The sequence below is a fragment of the Streptomyces sp. NPDC005438 genome, from assembly GCF_040606315.1.
In the GTDB taxonomy this organism is placed as follows: domain Bacteria; phylum Actinomycetota; class Actinomycetes; order Streptomycetales; family Streptomycetaceae; genus Streptomyces.
Genome location: NZ_JBEXEP010000002.1, coordinates 559,609 through 578,043, shown reverse-complemented (window position 1 = coordinate 578,043; position 18,435 = coordinate 559,609). Strand labels below are relative to the sequence as shown.

General features: G+C 69.4%; 20 protein-coding genes. 2 read left to right on the top strand and 18 right to left on the bottom strand.

The genetic code is table 11. From position 1 onward, the window contains the following. Positions 1–18: 18 nt before the first annotated feature. Positions 19–795, bottom strand: coding sequence for a GIDE domain-containing protein (locus tag ABZT14_RS07310; RefSeq protein WP_356298182.1), 777 nt, complete (start codon positions 793–795; stop codon positions 19–21). 230 nt (positions 796–1,025) lie between these two features. Between ABZT14_RS07310 and ABZT14_RS07305 the strand changes: the two genes are divergently transcribed. Together ABZT14_RS07305 and ABZT14_RS07300 are read left to right on the top strand one after the other, a co-directional pair. Then, entirely contained in the window at positions 1,026–2,228 is a 1,203-nt protein-coding gene (locus tag ABZT14_RS07305) for a histidine kinase (RefSeq protein WP_356298180.1), read from the top strand. Then, on the top strand, positions 2,225–2,881 hold the full coding sequence (locus tag ABZT14_RS07300) for a response regulator transcription factor (protein WP_356298178.1): 657 nt from the start codon (positions 2,225–2,227) through the stop codon (positions 2,879–2,881). Before ABZT14_RS07305 ends, ABZT14_RS07300 begins: the two co-directional genes overlap by 4 nt. 106 nt (positions 2,882–2,987) lie before the next feature. On the opposite strand, the gene ABZT14_RS07295 is transcribed toward ABZT14_RS07300, so the two are convergent. From ABZT14_RS07295 to ABZT14_RS07215, 17 genes are all read right to left on the bottom strand, one after another. Then, positions 2,988–3,437 carry a DUF2550 domain-containing protein gene (locus tag ABZT14_RS07295; protein WP_356298176.1) on the bottom strand — a complete coding sequence of 150 codons (450 nt, stop codon included), beginning with the start codon at positions 3,435–3,437 and terminating at the stop codon, positions 2,988–2,990. Between the two features lie 139 nt (positions 3,438–3,576). Beyond that, positions 3,577–3,960 (bottom strand): F0F1 ATP synthase subunit epsilon, encoded by a 384-nt coding sequence (locus tag ABZT14_RS07290; protein WP_356298174.1) that lies wholly within the window; start codon positions 3,958–3,960, stop codon positions 3,577–3,579. A gap of 104 nt (positions 3,961–4,064) precedes the next feature. Then, positions 4,065–5,519, bottom strand: coding sequence for a F0F1 ATP synthase subunit beta (gene atpD / locus ABZT14_RS07285; RefSeq protein ID WP_356298172.1), 1,455 nt, complete (start codon positions 5,517–5,519; stop codon positions 4,065–4,067). A 2-nt stretch (positions 5,520–5,521) separates the two neighbouring features. Next, positions 5,522–6,454: a F0F1 ATP synthase subunit gamma gene (locus ABZT14_RS07280; RefSeq protein WP_356298170.1), complete on the bottom strand. Its 933-nt coding sequence runs from the start codon at positions 6,452–6,454 to the stop codon at positions 5,522–5,524. Between the two features lie 3 nt (positions 6,455–6,457). Continuing rightward, a complete protein-coding gene (gene atpA, locus ABZT14_RS07275; RefSeq protein ID WP_356298168.1) occupies positions 6,458–8,029 on the bottom strand; it encodes a F0F1 ATP synthase subunit alpha in 1,572 nt (523 codons plus the stop codon). A gap of 167 nt (positions 8,030–8,196) precedes the next feature. Beyond that, positions 8,197–9,012: a F0F1 ATP synthase subunit delta gene (locus ABZT14_RS07270; protein ID WP_356298166.1), complete on the bottom strand. Its 816-nt coding sequence runs from the start codon at positions 9,010–9,012 to the stop codon at positions 8,197–8,199. Beyond that, positions 9,009–9,560 carry a F0F1 ATP synthase subunit B gene (locus ABZT14_RS07265; protein ID WP_356298164.1) on the bottom strand — a complete coding sequence of 184 codons (552 nt, stop codon included), beginning with the start codon at positions 9,558–9,560 and terminating at the stop codon, positions 9,009–9,011. Before ABZT14_RS07265 ends, ABZT14_RS07270 begins: the two co-directional genes overlap by 4 nt. Positions 9,561–9,600: 40 nt before the next feature. Next, a complete protein-coding gene (atpE, locus tag ABZT14_RS07260; protein WP_356298162.1) occupies positions 9,601–9,852 on the bottom strand; it encodes an ATP synthase F0 subunit C in 252 nt (83 codons plus the stop codon). A gap of 72 nt (positions 9,853–9,924) precedes the next feature. Beyond that, positions 9,925–10,734 (bottom strand): F0F1 ATP synthase subunit A, encoded by an 810-nt coding sequence (gene atpB / locus ABZT14_RS07255; protein WP_356298160.1) that lies wholly within the window; start codon positions 10,732–10,734, stop codon positions 9,925–9,927. A 234-nt stretch (positions 10,735–10,968) separates the two neighbouring features. After that, positions 10,969–11,394 (bottom strand): hypothetical protein, encoded by a 426-nt coding sequence (locus ABZT14_RS07250; RefSeq protein ID WP_356298158.1) that lies wholly within the window; start codon positions 11,392–11,394, stop codon positions 10,969–10,971. Between the two features lie 476 nt (positions 11,395–11,870). After that, positions 11,871–13,214, bottom strand: coding sequence for an MraY family glycosyltransferase (locus ABZT14_RS07245; RefSeq protein ID WP_356298156.1), 1,344 nt, complete (start codon positions 13,212–13,214; stop codon positions 11,871–11,873). 102 nt (positions 13,215–13,316) lie between these two features. Further along, complete coding sequence (locus tag ABZT14_RS07240; protein ID WP_356298154.1) at positions 13,317–13,991, bottom strand: protein-tyrosine-phosphatase; 675 nt, start codon at positions 13,989–13,991, stop codon at positions 13,317–13,319. 28 nt (positions 13,992–14,019) lie between these two features. Continuing rightward, complete coding sequence (locus ABZT14_RS07235; protein WP_356298152.1) at positions 14,020–14,667, bottom strand: L-threonylcarbamoyladenylate synthase; 648 nt, start codon at positions 14,665–14,667, stop codon at positions 14,020–14,022. Continuing rightward, on the bottom strand, positions 14,667–15,554 hold the full coding sequence (prmC, locus tag ABZT14_RS07230; RefSeq protein ID WP_356298150.1) for a peptide chain release factor N(5)-glutamine methyltransferase: 888 nt from the start codon (positions 15,552–15,554) through the stop codon (positions 14,667–14,669). Before prmC ends, ABZT14_RS07235 begins: the two co-directional genes overlap by 1 nt. Before the next feature lie 34 nt (positions 15,555–15,588). Further along, the gene (gene prfA, locus ABZT14_RS07225) at positions 15,589–16,659 is read right to left on the bottom strand and encodes a peptide chain release factor 1 (protein WP_356298148.1); all 1,071 of its coding nucleotides are present in this window, start codon (positions 16,657–16,659) and stop codon (positions 15,589–15,591) included. A 213-nt stretch (positions 16,660–16,872) separates the two neighbouring features. Then, positions 16,873–17,094 carry a 50S ribosomal protein L31 gene (gene rpmE, locus ABZT14_RS07220; protein ID WP_356298146.1) on the bottom strand — a complete coding sequence of 74 codons (222 nt, stop codon included), beginning with the start codon at positions 17,092–17,094 and terminating at the stop codon, positions 16,873–16,875. 173 nt (positions 17,095–17,267) lie between these two features. Next, the gene (locus ABZT14_RS07215) at positions 17,268–18,383 is read right to left on the bottom strand and encodes an LCP family protein (protein WP_356298144.1); all 1,116 of its coding nucleotides are present in this window, start codon (positions 18,381–18,383) and stop codon (positions 17,268–17,270) included. Positions 18,384–18,435 lie beyond the last annotated feature (52 nt).

Here is an 18,435-nt window from a genome sequence, read left to right as displayed (position 1 = left end):
GACACCGGCTCCGGGCGCTCAGCCCAGGAAGCCCAGCGCCAGCAGGGTCACCCCGGCCAGTACGGCCGCCCCGGAGGCGAACCCGAAGGCCAGCACCTTGCGGTTCTCGTCCCGGACCACCTCGTCCCGCGACTTGGCCGAGATGATGAACACGCCCTCCTCCCGGGGCGGGCCGAACTCCAGCCGGCCGTCGACGTCCGAGACCTCACCCTGGAGGAAGACGCGGCGCCCGGCCGGCAACGTCCACTCCTGCTGCTGGAAGCCGATGGTGCCCGAACCACCGGTGTCGATCCGCAGGGGGCCGATGGACAGGGAACCGGCACCGGAGCCACGGTGCCGGTCGAAGCGGTCCAGGGTCTTGTCCACCCCGGTCAACCGGTGCTCCCCGGGGCGCACCACCAGCTTGCCGGTCTCGTCCTCCACGAAGAACGCGGTGGCCGAGGAGTGTTCGGACACCACCTCGTGACGCGTACGGTGCTTCCGGTTGCCGTCGCTGTCGCGGTAGGCCTCCTCGTAGCGCCGGGTGACCCGGTGGTGGTGCCACACGCACTTCTTCTTGCCCAGCTCCGAGGTGAGGGGCCCGTTCTTGTGCGGTCGGGCCGCGCCGACGATCTCGCAGTGGTAGCGGAAGTGCCCCTCCCCCGCCGCCTCGGCGGCGGCCTGGCGCAGGGCACGCAGCTCCTTCACGGTGGTCCGCTCGGTGCTCTCGATGCGGTTGAGCCGCCGGTTGAACAGTCGAGCCAGCCAGCCACACCCCACGGCCAGCAGCAGAACGATGACCCCCGCGACGATCATGGTGCCTCTCCCTCGTTGTGGAACCCCCCGCCGGCCCGTCCCCCGGGGCCGGCTCCCTCGGTCCGGGCGCGCGACTCTACCGTCACTCCCCGCCCCAACAGGCAGCCGTTCCGTAACAGTTCCCGGGCCGGCCCACCCGACGCCGCTGCGACTTTCGGAGGACCCCGCGCCCCGGACGACCCGACCCGGTGGTGAGGCGGGGCGCCACGGACATGGTGAATCCTGGGACGGTGAACAAGCCCGCGCGCCCGCACCCGCACGACCTGCTGACCGCCCTCGGCGGGCTGCTGGTCGGGCTGTTGTCGATGCGCTTCGGGCTGTACTCCACCGGCGAGCCGCCCGAGGGCGACCGCCAGTGGCTGACCCTCGCGCTGCTGGTGTCCATGGCCGGCTGCGAGGTCGTCCGGCGTACCCTGCCGCGTGCCGGCCTGCTGGTGGGCACCGTCGTGCTGCTCGCCGACATGGTCAACGGCCCCCTGCTGGTGACCATGCTGATGTACACCGACGTGATCTACGCCGCCGTGCTGTACGGCCCCCGGCGGCTGACCCGCACCGTGCCGGTCACCGCCACGATCGGCTCCGTGGTGGTGACCGTCGGGTTCGGGCTGCGGTACCACAACGCGCTGGTGATCCTGGTCGGGCTGGTGGCCGTGATGCTGTCCGTGGTCCCGGCCCTGACCGGGGCGATCGTACGGAACCACCAGGACCGGGCGGAGGCCGAACGGCTCCGGGCCGAGCAGACCGCGCTGCTGGCCGAGATGGACCGGCGGCAGGCCGTGGTCACCGAACGCGCCCGGATGGCGAGGGAGTTGCACGACCTGGTCGCCAACCACCTCTCCGCCATCGCCCTCCACTCCACGGCCGCCCTCTCCCTCAAGGACGACAACCCCGACGCCGCGACCGACGCGCTGGGCGTCATCCGGGAGAACAGCGTGCGGGGGCTGGCCGAGATGCGGCGGCTGATCGGCATCCTCCGGGACGCCTCCGACCCCGAGGCCGAACCCGACGCCGCCCCCACCCTGGACGGGCTGCCCGCCCTGCTACGGCACGCGCGGGAGCACGCCGAGGCCGGCCGCCTCGCCTTCGAGCTGCGCGACGGGCGGAACGGGGAGTCGCTGCCGACACCGGTGGAACTCGCCGCCTACCGCATCATCCAGGAGTCCCTGACCAACGCCCTCAAGCACGCCTCCCCCGGCACCGTCACCCTCGCCCTGACCCCGGAGGACGACGCGCTACGGGTCCGGGTGACCAGCCCCCACGGTGACCGCGCGGAACCCCGGGCCCCCGGCTCCGGCAGCGGACTGGTGGGGATGCGCGAGCGCGCCGAACTCCTCGGGGGAGACTTCGCCTACGGCCCCCGCACCACCGAGGACGGCCAGCCGGTCTGGGACGTACACGCCACCCTGCCCCTGGGAGAGAGGACCAGCACGTGAGCATCCGGGTACTCGTCGCCGAGGACCAGTCGGCGGTACGCGCCGGTCTGGTCCTCATCCTGGGGAGCGCCCCCGACATCGAGGTCGTCGCCGAGGCCGCCGACGGGGAGGAGGCGGTGCGCCTGGCCCGCGAACTGCGGCCCGACGTGGTGCTGATGGACGTACAGATGCCCAGGCTGGACGGGGTACGGGCCACCCGACAGGTCACCGGGGAGCAGCTCGCCGACGTACTGGTGCTGACCACCTTCGACCTGGACGAGTACGTGTTCGGCGCACTACGGGCCGGGGCCAGCGGGTTCCTGCTCAAGGACAGCGAGGCCCGGGACGTGATCGAGGCGGTACGCACCGTCGCCCGGGGGGACGGCATGATCGCCCCGGCGGTTACCCGGCGACTGATCAGGGAGTTCTCCCGGGGGCGGCCCAGCCCCGACCACACCCCCACGCCGACCGGTCTGGCCGACCTCACCCCTCGGGAGCGGGACGTACTGGTACGGCTGGGCGGTGGGCTGTCGAACGCCGAGATTGCCGAGCGGCTGGGCATGGCCGAGACCACCGTGAAGACGCACGTCAGCCGGTTGCTGGCCAAGCTGGAGCTGCGCAGCCGTACCCAGGCCGCCGTACTGGCGCAGGAGTTGGGGCTGGTGGAACGCTGAGCCACCCGGGGCTTCCAAGCCCCCTGCCACACGGACCGGTCAGGGGCGGCCACGAGGGGCACACACCCGCTTCCGAGGGGGCGAGCGGCTGAAGAACCGGTTCCTCTCAGGCCACGTTGACCCGCTGGCCGGGCGGAGCGGCCTCCAACCAGGCCAGGAACCCGGTGAGCGCGTCCTCACTCATCGCCAGCTCCACCCTGGTGCCGCCCAGGGAACAGGCGAGGATCACCGCGTCGGACAGCAGCGCCAGCTCCTCCTCGCCGCGCGGCTCCCGGCGCCGCAGCACCTCGATGCCCCCGCGCTCCAGTACCCGTCGGGGTCGGGGGGCGTAGGAGAAGACCCGGAACCACTCGACCTGGTCGCCGGTGTACCGCGAGACCCCGTACACCCAGCCCTTGCCGCCGGGGTCGCCGTCCTCCTCGGGAACGTCCCAGCGCAGGCTGCAGTCGAAGGTGCCACCGGAACGTTGGATCAGGCGCCGTCGGAGCCCGAAGGCGAACAAGCCCACCAGCAGCACCAGTAGGGCCGCGCCACAGAGCAGCAGTGCGAGGACCATCGATATCGACCTCCTCGCTGTCTCGTTGGCCGCGAACCCGGTTCGCGGCGTCTGCCTCTGTTATCGCCTCAGCCGCGGGTCGCACCGGAAAGGCTCCGGTGCGACCCGCGGCTGAGGGTTGCCCTCTTCGGTGACCGCGTCAGGAGACGCCGGTCACCGCGCGCAGGCGTACGTCCGCACGCCGCTCGGCCGCGGCGTCCGCGTCCGACTTGGCCTGCTCCAACGCACGCTCGGCACGCTTGACGTCGATCTCGTCGGAAAGCTCCGCGACCTCCGCGAGCAACGACAGCTTGTCCTCCGAGAGGGAGATGAAGCCGCCGTGCACCGCGGCGACAACGGTACCCTCACCGCTCTCGCCCGTCGTACGGATGGTCACGGGACCGGACTCCAGCACGCCGAGCAGCGGCTGATGGCCGGGCATAACACCGATATCACCCGACGAGGTGCGCGCGACGACCAGGCTGGCCTTGCCCGACCAGACACTGCGGTCGGCGGCGACCAACTCGACGTGCAGCTCAGCCACTGTGGCTCCTCAGACTGGGGTTTTTCACAGAATAGGGGGTGCGGGCCGGGCGGTGGGCCAACTCCGGGGAGATGCCCCACCGCCGCCCCGCTGGGGCGCGGACGTCAGGAGACGCCCAGCTCCTTGGCCTTGGCCTTCAGGTCGTCCAGACCACCGCACATGAAGAACGCCTGCTCCGGGAAGTGGTCGAAGTCACCGTCGGCGATGGCGTTGAACGCGGCGATCGACTCGTCCAGGGGCACGTCCGATCCGTCCAGGCCGGTGAACTGCTTTGCCGCGTGGGTGTTCTGCGACAGGAAGCGCTCGATACGGCGAGCACGCTGAACGGTGAGCTTGTCCTCCTCGCTCAGCTCGTCGATGCCGAGGATGGAGATGATGTCCTGGAGGTCCTTGTACTTCTGCAGGATCCCCTTGACCCGGGACGCACAGTCGTAGTGGTCCTGGGAGATGTAGCGGGGGTCCAGGATCCGGGAGGTGGAGTCCAGGGGGTCCACCGCCGGGTAGATGCCCTTCTCCGAGATCGGACGGGAGAGCACCGTGGTGGCGTCCAGGTGGGCGAAGGTGGTCGCCGGAGCCGGGTCGGTGAGGTCGTCCGCGGGCACGTAGATCGCCTGCATCGAGGTGATGGAGTGACCACGGGTCGAGGTGATGCGCTCCTGGAGCACACCCATCTCGTCCGCCAGGTTCGGCTGGTAACCCACCGCGGAGGGCATACGGCCCAGCAGGGTGGAGACCTCGGAACCGGCCTGGGTGAAGCGGAAGATGTTGTCGATGAAGAACAGCACGTCCTGCTTCTGCACATCGCGGAAGTACTCCGCCATGGTCAGACCGGCCAGGGCGACCCGCAGACGGGTCCCCGGCGGCTCGTCCATCTGACCGAAGACCAGGGCGGTCTGCGGCAGCACGCCGGACTCGGCCATCTCCTCGATGAGGTCGTTGCCCTCACGGGTGCGCTCACCGACACCGGCGAACACGGAGACACCCTCGTGCAGCTTCGCCACACGCATGATCATTTCCTGGATCAGCACGGTCTTGCCGACACCGGCACCACCGAACAGACCGATCTTTCCACCCTTGACGTACGGGGTGAGCAGGTCGACGACCTTCAGACCGGTCTCGAACATCTCGGTCTTGGACTCGAGCTGGTCGAAGGCCGGGGCCTTGCGGTGGATGGCCCACCGCTCGGTCACCTCGGACTCGGCCTCGGGCTCGTTGAGGATCTGCCCCAGGGTGTTGAACACCCGGCCCTTGGTGACGTCGCCGACCGGGACGGTGATGCCGTCTCCGGTGTCGGTCACCGGGGCCTGGCGGACCAGACCGTCCGAGGGCTCCATGGAGATGGCCCGGACGACGCCCTCACCGAGGTGCTGGGCGACCTCAAGGGTCAGGGTCTTGGTCTTGCCCTCCTCGGAGGGGTCCACGACCTCGACCTTCAGCGCGTTGTAGATCTCCGGCATGGCGTCGACGGGGAACTCCACGTCGACGACCGGGCCGATGACCCGCGCGACGCGGCCAGTGGCCCCGCCGGTCACGGGGGCCGTCGTAGCAGTGGTTGTCATGATTAGCGGTCACTCCCCGCAGAAGCGTCAGCCAGCGCGCTCGCGCCACCGACGATCTCACTGATTTCCTGGGTGATGTCGGCCTGGCGGGCCGCGTTGGCAAGCCGCGTCAGCGACTTGATGAGTTCCTCGGCGTTGTCGGTGGCCGACTTCATCGCGCGCCGCGTGGCGGCGTGCTTGGAAGCGGCGGCCTGGAGCAACGCGTTGTAGATCCGGCTCTCGACGTACCGCGGGAGCAGCTCGTCGAGCACCTCCTCGGCCGAGGGCTCGAAGTCGTACAGCGGAAGCAGCTCGGTGCCCTTCACCAGGACCTCGGCCGACTCCTCCGCGCTCTTCTCGAAGGTGAGCGGCAGCATCCGGTTCGCCACCGGGGTCTGCGTCATCATCGAGACGAACTCGGTGTAGACGATGTGGAGTTCGTCCACCCCGCCCTGGGCGGCCGACTCGGTCTTGATCGCCTCGATCAAGGGCTCGGCCACCCGCTTGGCGTCCGCGTAGGTGGGGTTGTCCGTGAACCCGTTCCAGGACTGCTGGATGGCCCGGTCACGGAACCGGTAGTAGGAGACACCCTTGTTGCCGACGATGTAGTTGACGACTTCCTTGCCCTCGCCGATCAACCGGTTGGTCAGCTGGTCCGCCGCCTTGATGGCGTTGGAGTTGTAACCACCGGCCAGGCCGCGGTCACTGGTGACCAACAGCACGGCGGCCCGGGCGGGACGCTCCACCTCGGTCGTCAGCCAGTGCTCGACGTTGGAACCACGCGCGACGGCGGTGACCGCGCGGGTCAGCTCCTTCGAGTACGGCTCGGAGGCCCTCACCCTGCGCTGCGCCTTGACGATGCGCGAGGCGGCGATCATCTCCATCGCCCTGGTGATCTTCTTGGTCGCGGTGACGGACTTGATCCGTCGCTTGTAGACCCTCAGCTGGGCGCCCATGGATCAGTCCTCGCCCAGGAGCTTGCCGTCCGAGGTCTCGAACTGCTTCTTGAACGAGTCCACGGCCTCACCGAGGGCCTGGAGGGTGTCGTCGGACATCTTGGCGCCCTCGACGATCCCGGTCATCAGCCCCTGGTGCTCGCGGTGCATGTAGTCCAGCAGCTCGGTCTCGAAGCGGCGGATGTCGCTGACCGGTACGTCGTCCATCTTGCCCTTGGTGCCGGACCAGACGGACACCACCTGGTCCTCGGTGGCGAAGGGGGCGTACTGCGGCTGCTTCAGCAGCTCCACCATGCGCTGACCGCGCTCCAGGGCCGCCTTGGAGGCGTCGTCCAGGTCGGAACCGAAGGCGGCGAAGGCCTCCAGCTCGCGGTACTGGGCGAGGTCCACACGGAGCGAACCGGTGATCTGGCGGATCGCCTTGTGCTGCGCGGAACCACCGACTCGGGAGACGGAGATACCGACGTTCAGCGCGGGCCGCTGACCGGCGTTGAACAGGTCCGACTCCAGGAAGCACTGGCCGTCGGTGATGGAGATGACGTTGGTCGGAATGAACGCCGACACGTCGTTGGCCTTGGTCTCCACGATCGGCAGCCCGGTCATCGAGCCCTTGCCCATGTCGTCGGAGAGCTTGGCGCAACGCTCCAGCAGCCGGGAGTGCAGGTAGAACACGTCGCCGGGGTAGGCCTCACGGCCCGGGGGACGACGCAGCAGCAGGGAGACCGCGCGGTAGGCGTCGGCCTGCTTCGACAGGTCGTCGAAGACGATCAGCACGTGCTTGCCCTGGTACATCCAGTGCTGGCCGATGGCCGAACCGGTGTACGGGGCCAGGTACTTGAAGCCCGCCGGGTCGGACGCCGGGGCCGCCACGATGGTGGTGTACTCCAGCGCGCCGGCCTCCTCCAGGGCACCGCGCACCGAGGCGATGGTGGAGCCCTTCTGGCCGATCGCGACGTAGATGCAGCGGACCTGCTTGTCCGGGTCGCCGGACTCCCAGTTCTTCTTCTGGTTGATGATGGTGTCGACAGCCAGGGCGGTCTTACCGGTCTGGCGGTCACCAATGATCAGCTGCCGCTGGCCACGACCGATGGGGGTCATGGTGTCGACGGCCTTGTAGCCCGTCTCCATCGGCTCGTGCACCGACTTGCGCTGCATGACCGTGGGCGCCTGCAACTCCAGGGCGCGACGCCCCTCGGCCTCGATCTCGCCCAGGCCGTCCACCGGAGCACCCAGCGGGTCGACAACGCGGCCGAGGTAGCCCTCGCCCACGGGGACGGAGAGCACCTCCCCGGTGCGCTGCACCGGCTGGCCCTCCTCGATGCCACTGAACTCGCCGAGGATGACCGCACCGATCTCGCGCTCTTCGAGGTTGAGGGCGAGGCCGAGAGTGCCGTCCTCGAACTTCAGCAGTTCGTTAGCCATGGCCGAGGGAAGACCCTCGACCTTCGCGATGCCGTCGCCGGCAACGCTGACCGTACCGACCTCCTCGCGCGAGGCCGCGTCCGGCTCGTACGACTGGACAAAGTTCTCCAGCGCGTCCCGGATCTCCTCCGGCCGGATCGTGAGCTCCGCCATCTGGGTTCCCTGCTCTCCTTGTTGGGCCCGAAGTAATTCTGGGGGTCTGGGGCTGTCACCCACAGCAGCTGTCGCTGCGGGCCCCCAGAGGACTCAGTCGGCCCAACTGGGCCGCTAGCAATGCTTGTTGACTTTGGGGTGCTGCCGGTCGCCGCCGTAGGCCGCGCTCAGCCCGCCATCCGACGGTTCGCCTCTTCGAGACGATCCGCGATGGAACCGTTGATGACCTCGTCACCGATCCGCACGGTGATCCCGCCGAGGACCGTGGGGTCCACGTCGAGGTTGAGGTGCACCTGCCGCCCGTACAGCCGGGCCAGCACCGAACCGAGCCGGTCCTTCTGCTGGTCCGAGAGCGGCACCGCCGAGGTGACGGTGGCGACCGACCGGTCACGTCGCTCGGCGGCGAGCTTGGAGAGGTCCTCCAGCCCGCCCTCCAGGCTACGACCTCGCGGCTGGGTGACCAGACGGGTCACCAGACGCTCGGTGGCCGGCTTCGCCCTGCCGCCCAGCAGCCGGCTGAGCAGCTCCACCTTGGCGGAGCCACTGGCCGTACGGCTGGTGAGCGCGGAACGCAGATCGGTGGAGGAGGCCACGGTCCGGTTGAACCGGAACAGCTCGTCCTCCACGTCGTCCAGCGCCCCGGCCCGCTCCGCGGCGATGAGGTCGGCGTAGTCCGCCAACTCCTCGATCGCGTCGACGAGGTCACGAGGGCTGGACCACCGGGAGCGGACCATGCCGGAGACCAGGTCGGCGGCCTCGCCGCCCACCTGTCCGCCCAGCAGCCGGCCCACCAGCTCGGCCTTGCGCTCACCCGGCTGCGCCGGGTCGGTGAGGACCCGACGCAGAGACACCTCGCGGTCGAGCAGCGCGGTGACGGCGGCCAGGTCGTCGGCGAGCTTCGTGGCGTCGACCGAGGTGCTCTCGGTCAGCGCGTTGACCTGCTCACGTGCGGTGGCCAGTGCCTCGCGGCTCGCTCCGTTCATCGGGCGGCCCCAGTGGAGTCCGCCTGCGCCTCAAGGTCGCCCAGGAAGCGGTCGATGGTACGGCTCTGGCGGGCGTGGTCCTCCAGGGACTCCCCCACCAGCTTTCCGGCCAGGTCGGTGGCGAGCTTGCCGACGTCCTGGCGCAGGGTCTGGGCCGCCTGGGCGCGGTCGGCCTCGATCTGGGCGTGGCCGGCGGCGATGATGTCCTCGCGCTGCCGCTGACCCTCCGCGCGCATCTCAGCGATGATCGCGGCGCCCTGCTCGCGGGCCTCCTCGCGCAGACGCGCGGCCTCGTGACGGGCTTCGGCGAGCTGGTCCTTGTACTGCTTGAGGACCTCCGCCGCCTCTTCCTTGGCTTCGTTGGCCTGCTCAATGCCGCCCTCGATCTCCTCCCGGCGCTGCTCCAGAACCTTGTTGATGTTCGGGAGCAGCTTCTTCCAGAGGATGAAGAAGACGATGGCGAAAGCGATCAGGCCGATGACGAGCTCTGGGATCTCGGGGAACAGAGGATTCTGCTCCTCCGCCGCCTGCTGTACCAGGGCGTTCACATCAGTGCCTTTCGTCGACGGTGTGGTCGGCTCGCCGAGATCAGGAGCTGGGGTAGACGAACGGCATAACCAGACCGATCAGGGCAAGCGCCTCACAGAAGGCGAAGCCGAGGATCTGGTTCTGACGGATCAGGCCAGCCGCCTCGGGCTGACGGGCCAGGGCCTGAGTACCGTTACCGAAGACGATGCCGACGCCAACGCCGGGGCCGATCGCCGCGAGGCCGTAACCGATCGAACCGAGGTTGCCCTTGATCTCGACGCCGGCGGCGAGGGTCTGGAGAGCAGCAGACATGCTCGTTCTTCCTTTTCTTTCTGGACCGGTGGGGGTTGGCCACCGGAAGCGGGATGGGTAGTGCGGAACGGATCAGTGGTGCTCGGCGAGCGCGCCCTGAATGTAGCTGCAGGTCAGAAGCACGAAGACGTACGCCTGGATCGCCTGGATGAACAGCTCGAAGGCGGTCATCACAAGAGTCATCAGGAACGAGACGCTGGCGTAGGCGATGCCGATGCCGTTGAGCAGGTACCAGGTGGCGATGGTGAACAGCAGCAGCAGGGTGTGCCCGGCGAACATGTTGGCGAAGAGTCGCACCGCGTGGGTGAAGGGCCGCACCAACAGGTTGGAGAAGAGTTCGATCACCATGGCCAGCGGCAGAACCGGGCCGAGCGACTTGTCATACCCGGTGAAGTTCTTGAAGGCGCCCACAAAACCGTGCCGCTTGAAGGTCAGCGAGACCCAGGTCACGTAGACCACCAGGGCCAACGCCGCCGGGAAGGCGATCAGCGAGGTGACTGGGAACTGGGCGAACGGGATCACGGACCAGAGGTTCATGATCCAGACGAAGAAGAACAGGGAGACGACCAGAGGAACGTACTTCTCGCCCTCCTTCTTGCCGAGGGTTTCGTAGACGATCCCTCGGCGGATGAAGTCATAGCCCGCCTCACCGACCATCTGAAGCTTGCCCGGCACCACCTTGGCGTTGTTGAACGCGGCCCAGAAGAACCAGACGATGGCAACCGTGCCGATCACGGCGAGCAGCATCGCCTTGTTGAACTCGATGCCACCAACGGTGAACAGCGGCTTGAAAACGAAGGAGTGGAGCCCCGGAGCCGGGAAGCCGCACCCGTCAAAGATGTGGCAATCGGTCTCGAAGGCGAGCATCTGGTCAGCACTCACCGCGAGCTCCTTCTGCGTGGCGCATGGATACGGCAACCTCGATGTGTCGGCGCGGCGTCATACCGCGAAACGGCACTGGACTGGTGTGACGAATGTGGGGGCGACTTTTCAGCTGGTGGGGCCGCGCGTCCCGTCCCATAGGACACCTCGCGACAGCCACCTGGGCCTGCTGCGCCGCAGTTGGCACCGGACCATAGCAGGGACCGGAGCGCGCCCTGACGCCGACCCCGGCCGTCACGACGTGGACCCGTTACTGGCCGACGTCCGCCCGGGTTCGACATAGAGGATCTTCGCCTTCATATGAGCCCGGGCCTGGGCAGCGATCCACACCAGGGTCCCGCCCAGCAGACTGAAGGCGAAGGCCCTTGTGTTGAACAGGGAGGTGTCCCGGAAGATCGCCAACACCCCTGCCAACAGCAGGATCTGGGCCATGTAGAGCACCAGGCCCATCATCTGGAACAGGTGCGGGAGGTGCTTGGCGGTGTACTGGAGCGCCCAAAGCCCCAGCCCCATGAAGAGGATGACCACCAGGACACCGAAGCCGGCGCCGACCGCGCCCTTGCTTCCAGCCGCCACGGCACTGATCACCGCGGCGAGAACGCCTGCGGAGGCGGTCGGGACGGCACACTGCGCGAGCATGCGGGCGTCGTTCGACTGCATGGGAGTGCTCCGGGATGTTCGGGGGCGGCCGTTCGTCGAGAAACGAGCGTAATCCCCGGTCAACGAAGGGTGTGTCACCCGCCAAAGTGCCGCTGGGACGGGGCTCTTCGACCTGTCGCCGGGTCTCGTGAACGGTATCACAAACTATTTGATGCGTCCTTTACCTACTTCGTGTGCAGCACGTCACACACCTGAGCTACGTGCCGCGTGGCGCGTTGACCAACTGGGGCAAAACCAAACGAAGCTCCGAGACTTGGGACGCCCCTCAGCGGGCCGAGGCCGAGACCGCATTGTGACCTCGGAATCTCCAAGATCCCCGACGACGCCGACCACCTCATCGCCGTAACCCAGCCTCCTTTGCCTACAGGGGAGTTGAGGGCAAGGGCATCCCTCCCGTGATCCTCGCAGCGCCCTACGGCGTTCAGGGCCGTACGTCGGGGAAAGAGCCCCTCCCTACTCTTGTCCCCTGCTGTCGACTAGCCCTTGCTGTCGACCCTGCGGCCTGGGGAGGAGCGCTGCCCCTCCCCCACCGCCGTGGCGCCGTTGAGGCCGGCGGCGGATGCCTCGGAGCGTGCCCGCTCCCCCTCGGCCGTCCCCGAGGGGGGCTCGGCGGCCTCGTCGGTGTTTGCCCCCGTGGTCGAGGCGTCCCGTCGCGGAGCCCGGTACCTCGGGGGGACCAGGAACTCCGCCCAGCCGGGCACCCGGGGGGTGAAGCGGGGCAGCAGCAGGACGACCAGCCCGAGCGCGCAGAGCAGGACGATGCTGAGCACGATCGCCAGGCTGGAGGACCGTACGGAGAAGGCCACGGTGCTGAACGCCATCAGGGCGGACCAGAAGTACATGATCAGCACCGCGCGGCTGTGGGAGTGCCCGATCTCCAGCAGCCGGTGGTGGAGGTGCCCACGGTCGGCGGCGAACGGGGACTGCCCGTTCCAGGTACGGCGGATCACGGAGAGCACCAGGTCGGCCATCGGCACCGCCAGCACCGTCAGCGGCAGCAGCAGCGGTACGTACACCGGCACCATGGTGTGGACGGCCGAACGCAGTGAGCCCTCGTGCTGGGTGATCCGGTCCGGGTCGACCTGCCCGGTGATGGAGACCGCCCCGGCGGCCAGCACCAGACCGATCAGCATGGAGCCGGAGTCGCCCATGAAGATCCGCGCGGGGTGGATGTTGTGCGGCAGGAAGCCCAGGCACATCCCCATGAGCACCGCGGCGAAGAGGGTGGCGGGTGCGGCCTCCTCGACGCCGTAGCCGTACCACATGCGGTAGGCGTACATGAAGAACGCGACCGCCGCGATGCAGACCATGCCGGAGGCCAGACCGTCCAGGCCGTCCACGAAGTTGACCGCGTTGATGGTGATCACGACCAGGGCGACCGTGAGCAGGGTGCTCTGTAGCGGGGTGAGGGACACGTTGCCCACACCGGGGACCGGCAGCCACAGGATCGTGAGGCCCTGGAGCACCATGACACCGGCGGCGATCATCTGGCCGCCCAGTTTGACCAGGGCGTCCACACCCCACTTGTCGTCCAGTACACCCAGCAGCCAGATCAGTCCGGCCCCGGACAGCAGGGCCCTGGGCTCGTTGGAGAGGCTGAACAGCTTGCCGATGTTGGTGAGTTGGGAGGCGACCAGCAGGCCCGCGCAGAGTCCGCCGAACATCGCGATGCCCCCGAGTCGGGGCGTCGGTTCCCGGTGCACGTCCCGGGCGCGGATCTGCGGCATGGCACCCGCGGCGATGGCGAACTTCCGCACCGGACCGGTCAGGAGGTAGGTCACCGCCACCGTGACACACAAGGTCAGCAGGTACTCACGCACTTCGTCCCCAGGGGCTCGCGAACATCACCCACACCCTAGGACACGGGCGACGGCCCTGGCACTCAGCGTACGGGCCCGGCAGGCCCGGGTGCGGTGGCCCGGTCAGTGCAGCGCGGGGACCCCGGTCAGGGCGGTGAGCACCGGGTCCAGGGCGAGGTCGATCTCCTCGCCGACGTTGCGGAAGTAGGTCAACGGGGCGCCGTAGGGGTCGTAGACCTCGTCGGCGTCCGGGCTGGGGGCGAGCAGCCAGCCCCGCAGCGCGGCGGCGGCCTGGACCAGGGCGTGCGCCCGCTCCACCACACCCTGGTCGCTGCCCGGTGGCGGAAGAGTGGCCGGATCTATGGCGCGTACGAGTCGGGTGAACTCCTTGAGGGTGAAGGTCCGCAGCCCGGCGGAGTGCCCCATCGAGATCACCTGGGCCCGGTGGTCGCGGGTCGCGGTGAGCACCAGGTCGGCGCGGATGACGTGCTCGTCCAGCAGTTCGCGGGCGAGGAACCCCTCCGGGTCGGCGCCGCGCTCCCGCAGTACGGCGGCGGCGTGCTCCTCCATCGGCGCGCCCTCGTGGCCCCAGGTACCGGCGCTCTCCACGATCATCCCGGGCGCGGTCAGCCCCGCCGTGTCGGCACGGCCGAGCCGGTGGGCGAGGGCATGACGGGTGAGCCGCTCGGTGATCGGCGAGCGGCAGACGTTGCCGGTGGAGACGTGGAGGATGCGAAAGACCTCGGGCCGCTCCGGCCGAGCGGCCGGTATCCCCCCTGACGTGGGAGGTGGGTTCACCGGGTCCGTCCCCGGGGGTGGGGCCGGGTCACGAGCTCTCCTCCAACTCCGGTACGACCTCGCGCAGTTCCTCGACGCTCAGCGCCCCGGCCCGCAGCAGCCGAGGCACCTCTCCGGTGACGTCCACGATGCTGGAGGCCACCGAGTCGGGGGTGGGCCCGCCGTCCAGGTAGACGGCGACCGACTCGCCGAGCATCTCCTCGGCGGCGTCGCAGTCCTGGGGTGCCGGGTGGCCGGTGAGGTTGGCGGAGGAGACGGCCATCGGGCCGAAGTCGGTGAGGAGTTCGATGGCGACCGGGTGCAGCGGCATCCGTACCGCCACGGTGCCCCGGGTCTCGCCCAGGTCCCAGGTGAGGGACGGCTGGTGCTTGGCGACCAGGGTCAGGGCGCCCGGCCAGAAGGCGTCGACCAGGTCCCAGGCCATCTCGGTGAACCCGGTGACCAGGCCGTGCAGGGTGTTGGGGGAACCGACGAGGACCGGGGAGGGCATCCCCCGGCCGCGCCCCTTGGCCTCCAGCAGGTCGCCGACGGCCTCGGCGTTGAAGGCGTCGGCGCCCACGCCGTAGACGGTGTCGGTGGGCAGCACCACCAGTTCGCCTCGGCGTACGGCGGAGGACGCTTCCTTGAGGCCGGTGGCGCGGTCGGATGCGTCGGTGCAGTCGTATCGGCGTGCCATTACGGCACCTCCCTGCGGGCTGTGGCGAAACGGGGCCTGTTGTTGAGGTCGGGGTGGTCGGCTGCGTCCGCCCAGCCCCGGTCCTCGGTGAAGATCCAGGGCACCTGGCCGCCCTGGGTGTCCGCGTGCTCCACGACCACCAGTCCCCCGGGGCGCAGCAGCCGGTGGGCGGTGCGTTCCAGTCCCCGGATGGTGTCCAGGCCGTCCTCGCCGGAGAACAGCGCCAGCTGGGGGTCGTGGTCGCGGGCTTCGGGTGCCACGTACTCCCACTCGGTGAGCGGGATGTACGGGGGGTTGGAGATCACCAGGTCGACCTGCCCGTCGAGTTGGGGCAGGGCGGTCAGGGCGTCCCCCTGGTGGAGGGTGACCCGGGAGCCCTCCACGTTCTTGCGGGCCCAGCGCAGCGCGCCCTCGTCCAGCTCCACGGCGTGCACCCGGGAGCGGGGCACCTCCTGGGCGAGGGCGAGGGCGATGGCGGCGGACCCGGAGCACAGGTCGACGATCAACGGCTCGGCGACGTCCATCGCACGGACCGCCTCTATGGCCCAGCCGACCACCGACTCGGTCTCCGGCCGGGGTACGAACACCCCTGGCCCGACCTGGAGTTCCAGGTAGCGGAAGAAGGCGCGTCCGGTGATGTGCTGGAGGGGTTCGCGGGCCTCGCGGCGGGCGATCGCCTCCCAGTAGCGGGCGTCGAAGTCCTTGTCGTCCACCACGTGCAGGCCGCCCCGGCTCACGCCGTGGACGAAGGCGGCCAGTTCCTCGGCGTCGAAACGGGGCGAGGGCACGCCGGCGTCGGCCAGCCGCTGGGTCGCCTGGGCGACCTCGGCGAGCAGCAACGAGCGTCGTGCGCGAGGCGCCGGTTCACCCTCGGGTGACTGCCGCATGTTCCCTCTTCCACCCAACTTCTCAGACGTCCGGCTACCTGGCGTCGGCCAGCTTGGCGGCGGAGTCGGCGTCCACACAGGCCTGGATGACCGGGGACAGTTCCCCGTCCAGCACCTGGTCGAGGTTGTACGCCTTGAAACCGACCCGGTGATCCGAGATGCGGTTCTCCGGGAAGTTGTAGGTGCGGACGCGTTCCGAGCGGTCCACCGTACGCACCTGGCTCCGTCGGGCGTCGGACGCCTCGCGTTCCGCCTCCTCCTGCGCGGCGGCCAGCAGCCGGGCCCGCAGGATACGCAACGCCTGCTCCTTGTTCTGCAGTTGGCTCTTCTCGTTCTGGCAGGACACCACGATGCCGGTGGGTTCGTGGGTGATGCGGACGGCCGAGTCGGTGGTGTTGACGGACTGCCCGCCGGGTCCGCTGGAGCGGTAGACGTCGATGCGCAGGTCGTTGGGGTTGACCTCCACGTCCACGTCCTCGGCCTCGGGCAGTACCAGCACCCCGGCGGCCGAGGTGTGGATGCGGCCCTGGGACTCGGTGGCCGGGACCCGCTGGACGCGGTGCACCCCGCCCTCGTACTTCAGCCGGGCCCACACCCCGGCGCCCGGCTCGGGGTTGCCCTTGGCCTTCACCGCGACCCGGACGTCCTTGTAGCCGCCGAGGTCGGAGGCGTTGGCGTCGATGATCTCGGCCTTCCAGCCGGAGCGCTCGGCGTAGCGCAGGTACATCCGCAGCAGGTCCCCCGCGAACAGGGCGGACTCCTCGCCCCCCTCGCCGGCCTTGATCTCCAGGATGACGTCCTTGTCGTCGTTGGGGTCCCGGGGCACCAACAGCAGGCGCAGCTTCTCGGTGAGCGCCTCCCGCTCGTCCTCCAGCCCCTTGACCTCCTCCGCGAACTCGGGGTCGTCGACGGAGAGTTCACGTGCGGTGTCGATGTCCTCGCCGTGCTGGATCCAGGAGCGGTAGGTGGTCACGATCGGGGTCAGTTCCGCGTACCGCTTACTCAGCCTCCGCGCGTTCGCCTGGTCGGCGTGCACCCCGGGGTCGGCCAACCGCCGCTCCAGGTCGGCGTGCTCGCCGATCAGTTCCTCGACCGCCTCGAACATCGTGTGGGTTCCTCATTCCGGGTGTTCCGGGGGTGGCCTGCCGTGACGACTCCGTGTGGGCGCCGGCCCCGCCGCACGACGTCGCGGCCCGACTCCCCCTCGTACGGGAGGAGTCGGTGCCGTCGAAGCCCTACGAGGGTGGCCTCGCCCAAAACAAGCGCCGGTCCAGGCGACCGCACGACTGGGCGGCCGTGGACCGGCGCTCGGAAGCCGCTACTTGGCCGAACCGGCCTTCTTGCCGAAGCGGGCCTCGAAGCGGGCCACGCGTCCGCCGGTGTCGAGGATCTTCTGCTTGCCCGTGTAGAACGGGTGGCAGGCGGAGCAGATGTCCGCGCGGATGGCTCCGCCGGGGACGGTGCTCCGGGTGGTGAAGGAGGCTCCGCAGGTGCAGCTGACCTGGGTCTCCACGTACTCGGGGTGGATGTCGCGCTTCAAGGTCTCTCCTAGTTTTCGGGAGGGCGCCGGGTCGCGAGGCGGGTTCGCGTCGCGTGAACCGGGGCCGACGTACCAGTCTGCCATCACTGGCCGCACCCCCCAAAACCGGGGAAGCGCTCCGGGTATTCCCGCCCGCCGGGACCGCCCGAGGGGGCGGCAGGAGCCCTCGGGGGTCAGCGCAGCACCCCGCCGACCCCGGTCTTCTCGGCCGCCGAACCCTGGGTCGCCGACACCGGAATCGGGCGGTCGGCCTTCAGTGCCCGCCACACCTTCCGCCCCTGCGCCTCCAGGGGTACGACGCGGTTGGGGTCGTCGCGGTCGTAGGCCACCGGCAGGGTCACCATCTGTACGTCGCGGGACTTGATGTCCCGCATGGAGCGGGCCATGCCGATGAGGTCGGGGACGTTGTCCAACCCGGAGTCGGTGGTCAGCGAGGAGGTGGCCCGGTCGGCCAGCCGGTAGAGGCGCTGCGGGTTGCCCCACAGGCCCACGCGGTCCACCCGGTCCATCAGGGACCGTACGAACCGCTGCTGGAGCTTGATCCGGCCCAGGTCGCTGCCGTCCCCCACGCTCTTGCGGGTACGCACCAGGCCGAGGGCCTGTTCCCCGCTCAGCATGTGGGTGCCGGCCTGGAGGTCGAGGTGGCTCTTGGCGTCGTGTATCGGCTCCGAGGTGGTGATCTCCACTCCGCCCAGTTCGTCCACCAGCCGCCGGAAGCCGGTGAAGTCGATCTCCAGGTAGTGGTCCATGCGGATGCCGGTGAGCTTCTCCACCGTCTTCACCGCGCAGGCGGGCCCGCCGAGTTGGTAGGCCTCGTTGAACATGGTGTTCTCACGTTCCGGCTCCAGTGACCCCTCGCCCTGGTCCCCCCGGCAGGCGGGGCGGGTGACCAGGGTGTCGCGCGGGATGGACACCACGCTGGCCCGGTCACGGGCCTCGTTGACGTGCACCACCATCGCGGTGTCCGAGCGGGCGTTGCCCTCGTCCTGGCCGTAGCGGGCGTTCTCCCCGGTACGGGTGTCCGAACCCAGCACCAGCAGGTCCAGCGAGCCGTTGTCGGTGTCGGCGGGGCGGTCCCCTCCGATGATGGCGTCGATGTCCACGCCCACCAGGTTGTCGTTCAGCTTGGCGTACACCAGACCGGCGGCGACCGCGACCATGGCGAACACCGCGACCGTCACGACGGCGGCCCAGCGCAGAATCCGACGTCGACGGGCACGGTCGTCCCCGGAGTGAGCGAGCGCCCCCGAGGGGTGTCCGTCGTCGGTCAACCTGCCGTCATCCGCCATCGTCGCTTCCCTCGGTCCTCGAAGGCGGTCCGGGTGGGGCCGGGCGGGGCCG